Annotated in this window: 10 protein-coding genes and 1 pseudogene; 6 read left to right on the top strand and 5 right to left on the bottom strand. The window is 69.3% G+C overall.

From position 1 onward, the window contains the following. Positions 1 to 97 precede the first annotated feature (97 nt). The gene (gene sucD, locus ABD355_RS11800) at positions 98 to 997 is read right to left on the bottom strand and encodes a succinate--CoA ligase subunit alpha (protein ID WP_344400158.1); all 900 of its coding nucleotides are present in this window, start codon (positions 995 to 997) and stop codon (positions 98 to 100) included. An 11-nt stretch (positions 998 to 1,008) separates the two neighbouring features. After that, positions 1,009 to 2,139 carry an ADP-forming succinate--CoA ligase subunit beta gene (gene sucC / locus ABD355_RS11795; RefSeq protein ID WP_344400157.1) on the bottom strand — a complete coding sequence of 377 codons (1,131 nt, stop codon included), beginning with the start codon at positions 2,137 to 2,139 and terminating at the stop codon, positions 1,009 to 1,011. Between the two features lie 144 nt (positions 2,140 to 2,283). Here sucC and ABD355_RS11790 point away from each other — a divergent pair, with 144 nt between their 5' ends. From ABD355_RS11790 to ABD355_RS11770, 5 genes are all read left to right on the top strand, one after another. Then, complete coding sequence (locus ABD355_RS11790) at positions 2,284 to 3,966, top strand: thiamine pyrophosphate-binding protein (protein ID WP_344400156.1); 1,683 nt, start codon at positions 2,284 to 2,286, stop codon at positions 3,964 to 3,966. Positions 3,967 to 3,976: 10 nt separating this feature from the next. Further along, positions 3,977 to 5,218: a formyl-CoA transferase gene (frc, locus tag ABD355_RS11785; RefSeq protein ID WP_344400155.1), complete on the top strand. Its 1,242-nt coding sequence runs from the start codon at positions 3,977 to 3,979 to the stop codon at positions 5,216 to 5,218. Positions 5,219 to 5,222: 4 nt separating this feature from the next. Continuing rightward, a complete protein-coding gene (locus ABD355_RS11780) occupies positions 5,223 to 7,355 on the top strand; it encodes an acetate--CoA ligase family protein (protein WP_344401177.1) in 2,133 nt (710 codons plus the stop codon). 224 nt (positions 7,356 to 7,579) lie between these two features. Beyond that, positions 7,580 to 8,974 (top strand): OFA family MFS transporter, encoded by a 1,395-nt coding sequence (locus ABD355_RS11775; RefSeq protein WP_344400154.1) that lies wholly within the window; start codon positions 7,580 to 7,582, stop codon positions 8,972 to 8,974. After that, entirely contained in the window at positions 8,971 to 10,362 is a 1,392-nt protein-coding gene (locus ABD355_RS11770) for an OFA family MFS transporter (protein ID WP_344400153.1), read from the top strand. The genes ABD355_RS11775 and ABD355_RS11770 overlap by 4 nt, the downstream gene beginning before the upstream one ends. A 142-nt stretch (positions 10,363 to 10,504) precedes the next feature. Here ABD355_RS11770 and ABD355_RS11765 read toward each other — a convergent pair. Beyond that, positions 10,505 to 10,768, bottom strand: a pseudogene (locus ABD355_RS11765) (TatD family hydrolase); the annotation flags it as partial. A 91-nt stretch (positions 10,769 to 10,859) separates the two neighbouring features. Here ABD355_RS11765 and ABD355_RS11760 point away from each other — a divergent pair. After that, positions 10,860 to 12,041, top strand: coding sequence for a low temperature requirement protein A (locus ABD355_RS11760; RefSeq protein WP_344400152.1), 1,182 nt, complete (start codon positions 10,860 to 10,862; stop codon positions 12,039 to 12,041). On the opposite strand, the gene ABD355_RS11755 is transcribed toward ABD355_RS11760, so the two are convergent. After that, positions 12,020 to 12,697, bottom strand: a complete 678-nt coding sequence (locus tag ABD355_RS11755; protein WP_344400151.1) for a GntR family transcriptional regulator — start codon at positions 12,695 to 12,697, stop codon at positions 12,020 to 12,022. The genes ABD355_RS11760 and ABD355_RS11755 overlap by 22 nt on opposite strands. 138 nt (positions 12,698 to 12,835) lie before the next feature. Next, positions 12,836 to 13,774: a beta-ketoacyl-ACP synthase III gene (locus ABD355_RS11750; RefSeq protein WP_344400150.1), complete on the bottom strand. Its 939-nt coding sequence runs from the start codon at positions 13,772 to 13,774 to the stop codon at positions 12,836 to 12,838. Between the last annotated feature and the right edge of the window lie 80 nt (positions 13,775 to 13,854).

Here is a 13,854-nt window from a genome sequence, read left to right as displayed (position 1 = left end):
GTGCATGGCTCGTCGCGCGCCGGCTCGCACTGCCGTGCGCGGACGTCGTACGAAGGACGCCGTGACGCACGCGGTGGTGCGCCACAGTCGCCTCACATCAACTATGAGCGGACGCGCGCCCACGTTCGAGACATGCGAGCGCGAGTTTCGCCGTCTCGGTCGGTGTGTTTCCCACACTCACCCCGGCGGCCTCCAGAGCCTCTTTCTTCCCCTGTGCGGTGCCGGAGGAGCCGGACACGATCGCGCCCGCGTGCCCCATCGTCCTGCCCTCGGGGGCGGTGAAACCGGCGATGTAGCCGACGACGGGCTTGGTGACGTGGTCACGGACGTATGCGGCGGCGCGTTCCTCGGCGTCGCCGCCGATCTCGCCGATGAGGACGACCAGATCGGTGTCGGGGTCGTCCTGGAAGGCGGCCAGGCAGTCGATGTGGGTGGTGCCGACGACCGGGTCGCCGCCGATTCCGACACAGGTCGAGAAGCCGATCTCGCGGAGTTCGTACATGAGTTGGTAGGTGAGTGTGCCGGACTTGGACACCAGGCCGATGCGGCCCGGCTTGGTGATGTCGGACGGGATGATGCCCGCGTTGGACTGGCCGGGGGTGATCAGTCCCGGGCAGTTGGGGCCGATGACGCGCGTGCCCTTCTCCTGGGCGTGGGCGTGGAAGGCGACGGTGTCGTGGACGGGGATGCCCTCGGTGATGACGACCGCGAGGCCGATGCCGGCGTCGGCGGCCTCGACAACGGCCGTCTTAGCGAAGGCGGGCGGCACGAAGACGACGGTGACGTCGGCGCCGGTCGCGTGGATGCCCTCGGCGACGGAGCCGAAGACGGGGACGCCGCGGCCGTCGAAGTCGACGGTGCGGCCCGCCTTGCGCGGGTTGACTCCGCCGACGACGTTCGTGCCGGCCGCGAGCATGCGTCGGGTGTGCTTCATGCCTTCGCCGCCGGTCATGCCCTGGACGAGGACCTTGCTCTCCTTGGTGAGGTAGATGGCCATGTCGGGCTCCTTCAGCCGCTGGTGGCGAGTTGGGCGGCACGGCCGGCGGCGCCGTCCATGGTGGTGGCCTGCTGGAGCAGCGGATGCGCGCGCTCGTCGAGGATGGCGCGCCCGCGGGCGGCGTTGTTGCCGTCGAGCCGCACGACCAGAGGTTTGGTCAGCTGCACGCTGTCCAGGGCCTGCACGATGCCCTCGGCGACCGCGTCGCAGGCGGTGATCCCACCGAATACGTTGACGAAGACCGACCTGACGGCCGGATCGGACAGGATGACCGCGAGGCCGTCGGCCATGATCTGGGCGGAGGCTCCGCCGCCGATGTCGAGGAAGTTGGCCGGGCGGGCGCCGCAGCCCGCGACGACGTCGAGGGTCGACATGACCAGGCCCGCGCCGTTGCCAATGATGCCGACCTCGCCGTCCAGCTTGACGTAGTTGAGGCCCTTGGCGGCGGCCGCCGCCTCCAGCGGGTCGTCGTGCTCCACGCCCTCGGCGCCCCAACGGGCCTGCCGGAAGCGGGCGTTGTCGTCGAGGGTGACCTTGCCGTCGAGGGCGAGGATCTGGCCCTGCACGGTCCGTACGAGCGGGTTGACCTCGACGAGGACGGCGTCCTCGCGGACCAGGACCTCCCAGAGCCGTACGAGGACGTCGGCGGTCTGCGCGGGCAGTCCGGCCGCCTCGGCGATCTCGTTCGCCTTCGCCGAGGTGACCCCCTCGAAGGGGTCGATGTGGATGCGGGCCACCGCCTCCGGCCGGCTTGCGGCGACCTCCTCGATCTCCATGCCTCCCTCGGCGGAGGCGATGGCGAGGAAGCGGCCCGCCGCGCGGTCGAGCACATAGGAGACGTAGAACTCGCTCTCGATGTCGACCGGTTGAGCCAGCATCACCTTGCCGACCGTGTGCCCCTTGATGTCCATGCCGAGAATCTGACGTGCGGTGAGCTCCGCGGAGGCCGGGTCCGCGGCGAGCCTCACACCGCCGGCCTTGCCGCGTCCACCGGTCTTGACCTGCGCCTTGACGACAACGCGACCGCCGAACCTGCGGGCGATCTCACGTGCTTCCTTGGGCGAGTCGGTGACCTCGGCCCTCGGCACCACGATGCCGTGCTCCTCGAAGAGTTCCCTTGCCTGGTGTTCGTACAGGTCCATTTCGGCTCCTGACTCAAAAGTGCCGCACGCCCCCTGGACACCGCCCACTGGATGCGGGATAACAAGGTTCATACAGTATTCGTCGACTGTATGCAATGTACCGCGAGAGCAGTTCGAACCCCTACGAAGGGACAGGACTTCGCCATGCCCGACGACACCCAGGACGTGATTTCCGGTGGTCATCTCGTTGCCAAGGCACTCAAGGCCGAGGGGGTCGACCGCATCTACACCTTGTGCGGCGGCCACATCATCGACATCTACGACGGCTGCGTCGATGAGGGCATAGAGGTCGTCGACGTCCGCCATGAGCAGGTCGCCGCCCATGCCGCCGACGGCTACGCCCGCCTCACCGGCAAACCCGGCTGCGCGGTCGTCACCGCCGGCCCGGGCACGACGGACGCCGTCACCGGTGTCGCCAACGCCTTCCGCGCGGAGTCCCCGATGCTGCTGATCGGCGGCCAAGGGGCCCTCACCCAGCACAAGATGGGGTCCCTGCAGGACCTGCCGCACGTCGACATGATGACGCCGATCACCAAGTTCGCGGCGGCCGTGCCGGACACGGCCCGCGCGGCGGACATGGTGTCCATGGCGTTCCGCGAGTGCTACCACGGCGCGCCGGGCCCCTCCTTCCTGGAGATCCCGCGTGACGTGCTGGATGCCAAGGTGCCGGTGAGCAAGGCGCGCGTGCCGAAGTCCGGCGCCTACCGCGCCTCGACCCGCTCGGCCGGCGATCCCGAGGCCATCGAGAAACTCGCCGATCTGCTGATGCACGCCGAGAAGCCGGCCATCCTGCTCGGCAGCCAGGTGTGGACGACCCGCGGCACCGAGGCGGCCATCGACCTCGTACGGACCCTCAACATCCCCGCCTATATGAACGGGGCGGGCCGCGGCACCCTCCCGCCCGGCGACCCGCACCACTTCCAGCTGTCGCGCCGGTACGCCTTCTCCAACGCGGACGTCATCGTGATCGTCGGCACGCCCTTCGACTTCCGCATGGGCTACGGCAAGCGGCTCTCCCCGGACGCGACCGTCGTGCAGATCGACCTCGACTACCGGACGGTGGGCAAGAACCGCGACATCGACCTGGGGATCGTGGGCGACGCCGGGCTGGTGCTCAAGTCGGTGGCCGAGGCCGCCTCCGGGCGCATCGACGGTGGGGCCGCCAAGCGCAAGGAGTGGCTCGACGAGCTGCGTGCCGCCGAGCAGACCGCGCTCGACAAGCGGCTGCCGAGCCTGAAGTCGAACGCCTCACCGATCCACCCGTACCGACTGGTCAGCGAGATCAACGACTTCCTCACCGAGGACTCCATCTACATCGGTGACGGCGGCGACATCGTCACCTTCTCCGGGCAGGTCGTTCAGCCCAAGTCACCCGGGCACTGGATGGACCCGGGCCCGCTCGGCACCCTCGGCGTCGGCGTCCCCTTCGTGCTCGCGGCCAAGCAGGCACGGCCCGACAAGGAGGTCGTCGCCCTCTTCGGCGACGGCGCCTTCTCCCTCACCGGCTGGGACTTCGAAACCCTCGTCCGCTACGACCTCCCCTTCGTCGGCATCGTCGGCAACAACTCCTCCATGAACCAGATCCGCTACGGCCAGGCCCAGAAGTACGGCCGGGAGCGCGAGCGGGTCGGCAACACCCTCGGCGACGTCCACTACGACAAGTTCGCGCAACTGCTGGGCGGTTACGGCGAAGAGGTCCGCGACCCCGCCGACATCGGCCCGGCGCTGCAGCGTGCCCGGGAGTCGGGCAAGCCGTCGCTGATCAACGTCTGGGTCGACCCGGACGCGTACGCCCCCGGAACCATGAACCAGACGATGTACAAGTGAGGTGGCCCGCATGACTGGAACGCCCGCCAAGGCCCTCGCAGGCATCCGCGTCCTCGACATGACCCACGTCCAGTCCGGGCCCTCCGCCACCCAGCTGCTCGCCTGGCTCGGGGCGGACGTGGTCAAGCTGGAGGCGCCGACCGGTGACATCACGCGGGGGCAGCTGCGCGACCTCCCGGACGTCGACTCCCTCTACTTCACGATGCTCAACTGCAACAAGCGGAGCATCACCCTGAACACCAAGACCGAGCGCGGCAAGGAGATCCTCACCGAGCTCATCCGGCGCTCCGACGTCATGGTCGAGAACTTCGGACCGGGCGCGGTCGACCGCATGGGCTTCACCTGGGACCGCATCCAGGAGATCAATCCGCGGATCGTCTATGCCTCCATCAAGGGGTTCGGGGAGGGCCCGTACACCGACTTCAAGGCGTACGAGGTCGTCGCGCAGGCCATGGGCGGGTCGATGTCGACCACCGGTTTCGAGGACGGGCCGCCGCTGGCGACGGGGGCCCAGATCGGGGACTCGGGGACGGGCGTCCACGCCGTGGCGGGGATACTCGCGGCGCTGTTCCAGCGGGAGCACACCGGGCGCGGTCAGCGGGTGAACGTGGCCATGCAGCACGCTGTGCTCAACCTCTGCCGGGTGAAGCTGCGCGATCAGCAGCGCCTGGCCCACGGCCCGCTCGCTGAATATCCCAACGACGACTTCGGCACGGAAGTTCCCCGGTCCGGGAACGCGTCCGGCGGCGGCCAGCCCGGTTGGGCGGTCAAGTGCGCGCCGGGCGGCCCCAACGACTACGTGTACGTCATCGTGCAGCCCGTCGGCTGGAAGCCGATCAGCGAGCTCATCGGCCGGCCGGAGCTGGCCGAGGACCCCGAGTGGGCGACGCCTCAGGCCCGGCTGCCCAAGCTCAACAAGATGTTCCAGCTGATCGAGGAGTGGTCCTCGACGCTTCCCAAGTGGGAGGTGCTGGAGCGGCTCAACGCCCACAACATCCCGTGCGGGCCGATCCTCTCCACCAAGGAGATCATCGAGGACGACTCGCTGATCGCCAACGAGATGGTCGTCACCGTCCCGCACCCGGAGCGCGGCGAGTTCACGACCGTGGGCAGCCCGCTCAAGCTCTCCGACTCCCCCGTCGAGGTGACCAGTTCACCCCTGCTCGGCGAGCACAACGAAGAGGTCTATATCGGCGAACTCGGCCTCGGCGACGAGGAACTGCGCCTGCTCAAGTCGAACGGAGTGATCTGACGTGATGGCCGAAGACCGGGAGCTGAGGGTGCGGTCGCTCCTCGACACCGTGCGGGCCGAGGGGCGCACCGCGCTCACCGCGCCCGAGGGCAAGGTGATCGCCGACGCGTACGGGATCGCCGTACCCGGCGAGGAACTGGCGACCGACGTCGAGGAGGCCGTCTCGTACGCCGCGCGCTTCGGCGGACCCGTGGTGATGAAGATCGTCTCCCCGGACATTTTGCACAAGACCGATGCAGGCGGTGTGATCGTCGGCGTCGAGGGCGCCGCGGACGTCCGGGCCGCGTTCCACGAAATCGTCGAGAACGCGCGCGCGTACGACGCATCCGCGCGCATCGAGGGCGTACAGGTCCAGGAACTGCTCCCACAGGGGCAGGAGGTCATCGTCGGCGCGGTGACGGACCCGACGTTCGGGAAGGTCGTCGCCTTCGGGCTGGGCGGGGTGCTCGTCGAGGTCCTCAAGGACGTCACGTTCCGGCTGGCGCCCGTGAGCGCGGACGAGGCCCTGTCGATGCTGGACTCGATCCGCTCGGCGGCAATCCTGCACGGGGTGCGCGGGCAGGCGGGCGTGGACCGGTGGGCGATCGCCGAGCAGATCCGCCGGGTCTCCCAACTGGTCGCGGACTTCCCGGAGATCGCGGAGGTCGACCTCAACCCCGTGATCGCCACCCCCGAGGGCGCGGTCGCGGCGGACATCCGCGTGATCCTCGCCGAGTCGGTGCCGAAGCGGCGGCGCACGTACACCCGCGAGGAGATCCTCACCTCCATGCGCCGCCTGATGCAGCCCTCGTCGGTCGCCGTGATCGGTGCCTCGAGCGAGCAGGGCAAGATCGGCAACTCGGTGATGCGCAACCTCGTCGACGGCGGCTTCGCCGGAGAGATCCATCCGGTGAACCCCAAGGCCGATGACATTCTGGGCCGCAAGGCGTACAAGAGTGTCACGGACGTTCCCGGTGAGGTGGATGTGGCGGTCTTCGCGATCCCCGCCAAGTTCGTGGCCTCGGCCCTGGAGGAAGTGGGACGCAAGAAGATCCCGAACGCCGTGCTGATCCCCTCCGGGTTCGCGGAGACCGGCGAGCACGAACTCCAGGAGGAGATCGTCGCGATCGCCGAGCGGCACGGCGTGCGCCTCCTCGGGCCGAACATCTACGGCTACTACTCGACGTGGCAGGACCTGTGCGCGACGTTCTGCACGCCGTACGACGTCAAGGGCGGTGTCGCGCTGACCTCGCAGTCCGGTGGCATCGGGATGGCCATCCTGGGCTTCGCGCGTACCACGAAGACGGGTGTGTCGGCGATCGTGGGCCTGGGCAACAAGTCGGACCTGGACGAGGACGACCTGCTGACCTGGTTCGGCGAGGACCCGCACACCGAGTGCATCGCGATGCACCTGGAGGACCTCAAGGACGGGCGCGCGTTCGTGGAGGCCGCACGGGCGACCGTGCCGAAGAAGCCGGTCGTGGTGCTCAAGGCGGGCCGTACGGCGGCGGGTGCGAAGGCCGCCGGTTCGCACACCGGGGCGCTGGCGGGCGACGACGCCGTGTACGACGACATCCTCAGGCAGGCGGGTGTCATCAGGGCGCCGGGGCTGAACGACATGCTGGAGTACGCGCGCGCGTTGCCGGTGCTTCCGGCTCCCCAGGGCGACAACGTCGTGATCATCACCGGGGCCGGCGGCAGCGGTGTGCTGCTGTCCGACGCGGTGACCGACAACGGCCTGTCCCTGATGGAGATCCCGCCGGACCTGGACGAGGCCTTCCGGAAGTTCATCCCGCCCTTCGGGGCCGCGGGCAACCCGGTGGACATCACCGGCGGCGAGCCGCCGTCGACGTACGAGGCGACGATCCGGCTCGGCCTGGAGGACCCGCGCATCCACGCGCTCGTCCTCGGCTACTGGCACACCATCGTCACTCCCCCGATGGTCTTCGCGGAGCTCACCGCGCGCGTGGTGGCCGAGTTCCGCGAACGCGGCATCGAGAAGCCCGTGGTGGCCTCCCTGGCGGGCGATGTCGAGGTCGAGGAGGCCTGCCAGTACCTCTACGAGCGAGGGGTCGTGGCCTACCCGTACACGACCGAGAAGCCGGTGGCGGTGCTCGGCGCGAAGTACCGGTGGGCGCGGGCGGCAGGGCTGCTGTGATGCCGGCGCGTGAGCTGGAGCGGCCGGGGGTCCGGGGGTTGTCCCCCGGGCGTGACGCAGCCCGGTGGGCGCGGGCGGCGGGGTTGTTGGGGGGCGGTTCATGAGGTGAGCGAAGCGCGGGGCCGGCCGACAGTGCGGTCCGCCGGCCCCGGGACCCGTGCGCACGCGAAAGGCATTGGACAGGGGGCGCTGGCCAGAGCTTTCGACGCAAGGGGCACTGAACGATGACAACGACCGACTGTTCGGCCTCCGTCCCGTACCGGGAGGTGAGGGATCGCAACGGCCGCGTGTACCGGATCGGCGAGTCAGACGTCGACATCATGGGCCGGACACGCAAGTGGATGGTCATCCTGCCCTGGGTGGGCATGATGGGCATCAGCTCCGCCGAGTACGCGTTCACCTCGGCGGAGGACACGCTCCACGAGGCGCATCTGTGGAGCAGCGGACACATCTTCTGGCTGATGGGCGTCTGGGTGTTCTTCCAGGCGGCCGTGGCCTTCCCCGCCGGGCAGCTGCGCGAGAGCGGCAGGCTGCCGGCCCGTACGGGGATGATGATCGGCGCCGTCGGCACGATGCTGGGCTATCTGTCGCTGGCGTACGCGCCGAACGTGGCCGTCGCGTATTTCGGCTTCGGCATGTGCAGCGGCATCGGCGCCGGACTCGTCTACGCGACCTGCGTGAACATGGTCGGCAAGTGGTATCCGGAGCGCAAGGGCGGCAAGACGGGCTTCGTCAACGGCGGTTTCGCCTATGGATCGGTGCCCTTCGTCTTCCTGTTCACCTCGTACATGGACCTGGGCAACTACCGGACCGTGCTCGCCACGGTGGGCGTCGGCCTGTGTCTGCTGGTGGCCTCGGCGGGCTGGTTCTTCAAGGACCCGCCGGAGAACTGGTGGCCCGCGCACGTCGACCCGCTCAGGCTGACCGACGACCCGAAGATCCGCCGGGCGCTGGAGAAGAACCCGCCGGCGGTCAAGCAGTACACCCCGAGGGAGGCCGCCCGTACGCCCGTCCTGTGGATGATGTGGTTCTGTCTGCTGTGCACGGCCGGCATCAATATCTTCGGCATCGCCTTCCAGGTGCCGTTCGGCAAGGACATGGGGTTCGCGGGCGGGGTCGTGGCCACCGCGATGTCCCTGAAGGCCGTCGTCAACGGCACCGGACGCGGTGTCATCGGCTGGATCTCCGACCGCTACGGCCGCCGCAACACTCTGATCGTCGTCTGCATCGTGCTCGGCACGGCGCAGTTCGGCGTGCTGGTCTCCGGCCAGATGGGCAGCATGCCCTTCTTCCTCTTCTGCTCCATGGTCTCCGGTTTCGGCGGCGGGGCCATCTTCCCGCTGTTCGCGGCCATGACGGCGGACTACTTCGGCGAGAACAACAACGCCACCAACTACGGCATGGTCTACAGCTCGAAGCTGGTCTCCGGGCTCGTCGGCTCCGGCCTGGGCGCGGTCGTCGTCGGCGCGTGGGACTACCACGGCGCGTTCGTGCTGGCGGGTTCCATCGGCCTGGCCTCCGCGGTACTGGCGCTCTTCCTGAAGTCCCCGGGCCGGCCGAAGGCCCGGCGCATCGTCCCCAACCCGCACCCGCTCGGCGAGGAGATGGCACAAGCATGACAGCAGACCCGCTCTCGGCCGATCTGACGGCCGCGAACCGTCCCTACCGTGAAGTGACCGACGCCCGAGGGCGCGTCTACCGCATCGGCGAGACCGACCGGGACATCCTCGGCCACTCCCGCAAACTCATGGTGTACCTCCCGTGGATCGCCATGATGGCCATCAGTGTCTTCGAATACGCGTACGGCTCCGCGGAGGACACGTTGTCCCATGCGCACGGCTGGACGCAGTCCAACACCTTCTGGATCCTCAGCGTCTGGGTGTTCTTCCAGGCCGGCATCGCCTTCCCGGCGGGCTGGCTGCGCGAGAGGGGCATCCTGACGGCCCGCAAGGCCATGTACACCGGCTCCGGGATGTGCCTGGTCGGATTCCTCGCCCTGTCACACCTGAGCGACGTGTGGCCGGCGATCCTTGGCTTCGGTGTCATCGGCGGGCTCGGTGCCGGCCTGGTCTACGCGACCTGCATCAACATGGTCGGCAAGTGGTTCCCCGAGCGCCGCGGCGCCCGCACCGGCTTCGTCAACGGCGGCTTCGCCTACGGGTCGCTGCCGTTCATCTTCATCTTCAACTACGCCTTCGACACCGGGAACTACCACCGCGTGCTGGACCTGATCGGCTGCTACATCATGATCGTGGTGTTCGGCTGTGCGTTCTTCTTCAAGGACCCGCCGAAGAACTGGTGGCCCGCGGACATCGACCCGCTGACTTTCTCCGGGGCCCGAAAGAGCGCGGAGAGCCTCGCCAAGAACCCGCCCGCGACGAAGCAGTACACGCCCAAGGAGGCCATCAGGACGGGCATGCTGCCCCTGATGTGGATCTCCATCGTGATGACCGCCGGCGTGTCCATCTTCGGGATCTCCTTCCAGGTCGACTACGCCAAGCAGGTCGGCTTCGGCCCCCTGGTGGCGGCGTCCTCCATGGGTGTCATGGCGGTCATCAACGGCATCGGACGCGGTGTGGTGGGCTGGCTGTCCGACAAGTGGGGCCGCAAGTCGACCCTGGTGTTCGTCATCGTCGTCCTGGGACTGGCCCAGTTCGGTGTGATCCTGGCGGGCGAGATGAAGAGCGAGTGGCTCTTCCTGTTCTTCGCCTTCCTCTCCGGCTTCGGCGGTGGCGCGTTCTACCCGATGTTCGCGGCGCTCACCCCGGACTACTTCGGGGAGAACTACAACGCCAGCAACTACGGCCTGGTGTACAGCGGAAAGCTGGTCAGCGGCCTGTTCGGCGGCGGCCTGGGCTCCATGGTGGTCGCGGCCTGGGGCTACAACGGGGCGTACGCGCTGGCCGGCGGCGTCTCGATGGTCGCGGCGGCGATCGCCCTTCTGCTGCGCCAGCCCGGGCGCAGCAGCTCGGATGCGCCGACTCAGCAACCGCAGCCCGCGGGCTGACAGTTGACGGCACGCGCGCGTGAGGCGGCCCTCCCCGGGATGGGAGGGCCGCCTCACGGGTGCGCGCCCATGTCTGCGTCAGCATTTCTCGCGCAGTGAGGGCAGGTGAGCGCTGGAGCGGCGTGCGAAGGTGAACGACTGGGTCGGCTGGTCGTACGACGTCGAGGGTGCGGCGCAGGCCGATGAGCTTGTCGCGGTGCGGGGTGTGGACGAGCGCGGGCAGTTCGTGGTCCGCGGCCAGCTTGAGCTGAGCGGCGAGGGCGGTGTCCTCGGCGGACAGTTCGCCGGGCACGCAGCGCGGATCGTTCGCCTCCTTGTCGACGACCGCCAGAGCGTCCGGGCCTGTGACGAGGTGGGGCAGGGCGTACAGGACGGCGCGGCGTTGTTTTCTCCACTCCCAGGACAAAGGACGGTACGTCCACCGTCCCCCGCTCGACCCATGGGTGCCGCATACCATCTGATCAACGTCGGTCCAGGGGGGACACGTGGACATCGCCATGCCGGAGAGCACCGCGAAGCAGGAAGAAGGCCGCCGGGTCACCACCCTTGAGCTCTTCTTCGACCTCGTCTTCGTCTTCACGCTCACCCAGCTCACCGTCCTGCTCGCCGGCGATCTGACGCTCGCGACGGCGGGCCGGGTCGCGCTGATCTTCGTGGTGCTGTTCTGGATGTACGGCGCCTACGCGTACCTGACGAACCAGGTGCCGCCCGATCGGCCCTCCCGCCGCCTGTCGCTGATGCTCGGCATGGGTGCCTTCCTGGTGTGTGCGCTGGCCATCCCGCGTGTCTTCGACGACACCGGCGTGATCTTCGGGCTGGGCTTCCTGGCGGTCGTGGTCGTGCACACCGCGCTCTACACCCGCAGCCACGGCCGGGACGCGATCTGGTACGGCGTCCCGAACGGGCTGGCCGCGCTGTCGGTGACGGCGGCGGGCTTCTTCGACGGGCCGGCCGCGGACGCACTGTGGCTGCTGGCGCTGGTCCTGCAGTCCGTGACACCGCTCCTGGCCGAGCACGGACCGGGCAGGGCGGACGGACGGTCGGCCGCCGTCATACGTGTTCAGCTGGGCAGCCTGGACCCGGCGCACTTCGTGGAGCGGCACGGTCTGCTGCTGATCGTCGCGTTCGGTGAGTCAGTCATCGCGATCGGCACCGGGATCGGCCGACTGCCGCTCACAGCCGGGGTGTTCGGCGGCGCCTTTCTCTCGCTGGCGCTCGCGATCGCGCTGTGGTGGACGTACTTCGTGCGTGACGAGGAGGTCGCCGAGGATGCGTTCCGTGCCACGCCGGCGCCGAACCGCTGGCGTCTGGCGATGAACGCGTACTACTACGCCTTTCTGCCGATGCTGCTCGGCATCGCCTACCTGGCCGCGGGTGTGAAGAAGACGCTGGGCCACCTGACCGAGCACCTGCACACGGGGCCGGCGCTGGCCCTCGCGGGCGGCGTGGCGCTCTTCCTCGCCGGGGACGTGATCTTCCGCGCGGTCCTGCGCCTGCGTCCGGTCGGCTTCCGGGCCACCGCGGCACCGGTCGCCCTCGCCGCCACGCTGATCGGCGTCCACGTCTCAGCGGTCGCCGAACTCCTCGCCCTGGTGGGCGTGTTGGTGGCAATGCTGGCGGTGGAGGCTCGCTGGTGCGGCGGCAGAAGCTCGGGGCCTCAGGACTTCGCACGGTCGTGATACGACCGCCGGGTGTGCTCCGTGTGCTCCCGCATCAGCTGGGTGGCGCGCTGCTCGTCACGGTCCGAGATGGCGGCGATCAGCTCCCGGTGCTCGATCCAGGACTGCTGCCCGCGCTGGCGGGCGATGGGTGTGTAGTACCAGCGCACCCGGCGGTCGACCTGGGCGGCGAGCTCGGCGAGGACCGCGTTGCCCGCCAGTTCCATGATCTTCGCGTGGAAGCGGGCGTTCATCGTGACGGCGCCGTCCACGTCGTCCGCGGCGACGGCCTTCTCGCCCTCCGCGCACAGCTCCTCCAGCACCGCGATGCCGGCGCTGCCCGCGTTGGCGGCGGCGAGCCGGGCCGCCTCGGCCTCCAGCAGCGTGCGGACGGTGAGGAGCTGGTCGGCCTCCTCCTCCGTGGGTTCGTGCACGAACGCGCCCTGGGCGGGCCGCAGATCGACCCACCCCTCGGTGTTCAGCCGCTGCAGCGCCTCCCGTACGGGCTGCCGGGACACGCCGAGGTGGCCTGCGAGTTCGCTCTCGACGAGGTGCTGGCCGGGCTGCAGGGCGCGCGTGGTGATCAGTTCGAGGAGCGCCTCGTAGACGCGGTCACGCAGTGGGCCGGGCCGTTCGAGCTTGGGTACCGCACCCTGCGGCAGTCCTGTCGACAACATCGGTCGGTCCCCCTCCTGAGCAGCGCGGAGCAACTGCAGCCGGAAAGCCAGTATGGATTGTCTTTCGTCTACAGTCTACGGCGCGCAGGGGCCGGGGTACGGGGGGTCGAGTGCGTCGCATGGGACCGTACGCGCAGGTCACGGGCAGCGGACGACCTGTCCGGCGTACGACAGGTTTCCGCCGAAGCCGAACAGCAGCACCGGGTCCCCCGTGGAGATGGCGCCCTGCTCGACGAGCTTGGAGAAGGCGAGCGGGATGCTCGCGGCCGAGGTGTTGCCGGACTCGGCGACGTCCCGCGCGACGACCGCGTTGACGGCGCCGATCTTCTCGGCGAGGGGCTCGATGATGCGCAGGTTCGCCTGGTGCAGTACGACTCCGGCGAGGTCCTCGGGGGCGAGTCCGGCGCGCTCGCAGGCCCTGCGGGCGATGGGCGGCAGCTGGGTGGTGGCCCAGCGGTAGACGCTCTGCCCCTCCTGCGCGAACCGCGCGGGCGTGCCCTCGATGCGTACCGCATGCCCCATCTCGGGCACGGAGCCCCACAGCACGGGTCCGATACCGGGCTCCTCCGCGGCCTCCACGACGGCGGCCCCCGCCCCGTCCCCGACGAGCACACAGGTGGTGCGGTCGCTCCAGTCGGTCACGTCGGACATCTTGTCGGCGCCGATGACCAGCGCACGCACCGAGGCACCCGCCCGGACCGCGTGGTCGGCGGTGGCCAGGGCGTGGGTGAACCCGGCGCACACCACGTTGACGTCCATCGCGGCGGGCGAGGGGATGCCGAGCCGGGCGGCGACCCGGGCGGCCATGTTGGGCGAGCGGTCCACGGCGGTGGAGGTGGCGACCAGGACCAGGTCGATGTCACGGGGCGCGAGACCGGCCGCCGCGAGCGCCTTGGCGGCGGCGTGCGCGGCCAGCTCGTCGACCGGCTCGTCCGGTCCGGCGATGTGGCGTGTGCGGATGCCCACCCGGGACGTGATCCACTCGTCACTGGTGTCGACCAGGCCCGCCAGGTCCTCGTTGGTGAGCACCTTGGCGGGCTGGTAGTGGCCGACAGCGGCGATGCGCGAGCCGTTCATTGAGGTGGTCCCCCTCGTTGCCTTGGGTAGCGGGATCCACCAGTCTGATCAGTGACTCACGGGTACGACGGCAGCCAAGA

It is taken from the genome of Streptomyces longisporus, assembly GCF_039532765.1.
GTDB lineage: Bacteria > Actinomycetota > Actinomycetes > Streptomycetales > Streptomycetaceae > Streptomyces > Streptomyces longisporus.
The sequence above is the reverse complement of the archived record's forward strand: the minus strand, read 5'-3'. Positions and strand labels throughout refer to the sequence as shown.

What these genes read in the sequence shown, in the direction of transcription:
- frc (WP_344400155.1), top strand. Translation starts at nt 3,977, where the DNA reads ATGACTGGAACGCCCGCCAAGGCCCTCGCAGGCATCCGCGTCCTCGAC.
- ABD355_RS11755 (WP_344400151.1), bottom strand. Translation starts at nt 12,697, where the DNA reads ATGTTGTCGACAGGACTGCCGCAGGGTGCGGTACCCAAGCTCGAACGG.
- sucC (WP_344400157.1), bottom strand. Translation starts at nt 2,139, where the DNA reads ATGGACCTGTACGAACACCAGGCAAGGGAACTCTTCGAGGAGCACGGC.
- ABD355_RS11770 (WP_344400153.1), top strand. Translation starts at nt 8,971, where the DNA reads ATGACAGCAGACCCGCTCTCGGCCGATCTGACGGCCGCGAACCGTCCC.
- ABD355_RS11760 (WP_344400152.1), top strand. Translation starts at nt 10,860, where the DNA reads ATGCCGGAGAGCACCGCGAAGCAGGAAGAAGGCCGCCGGGTCACCACC.
- ABD355_RS11775 (WP_344400154.1), top strand. Translation starts at nt 7,580, where the DNA reads ATGACAACGACCGACTGTTCGGCCTCCGTCCCGTACCGGGAGGTGAGG.
- ABD355_RS11750 (WP_344400150.1), bottom strand. Translation starts at nt 13,774, where the DNA reads ATGAACGGCTCGCGCATCGCCGCTGTCGGCCACTACCAGCCCGCCAAG.
- ABD355_RS11790 (WP_344400156.1), top strand. Translation starts at nt 2,284, where the DNA reads ATGCCCGACGACACCCAGGACGTGATTTCCGGTGGTCATCTCGTTGCC.
- ABD355_RS11780 (WP_344401177.1), top strand. Translation starts at nt 5,223, where the DNA reads ATGGCCGAAGACCGGGAGCTGAGGGTGCGGTCGCTCCTCGACACCGTG.
- sucD (WP_344400158.1), bottom strand. Translation starts at nt 997, where the DNA reads ATGGCCATCTACCTCACCAAGGAGAGCAAGGTCCTCGTCCAGGGCATG.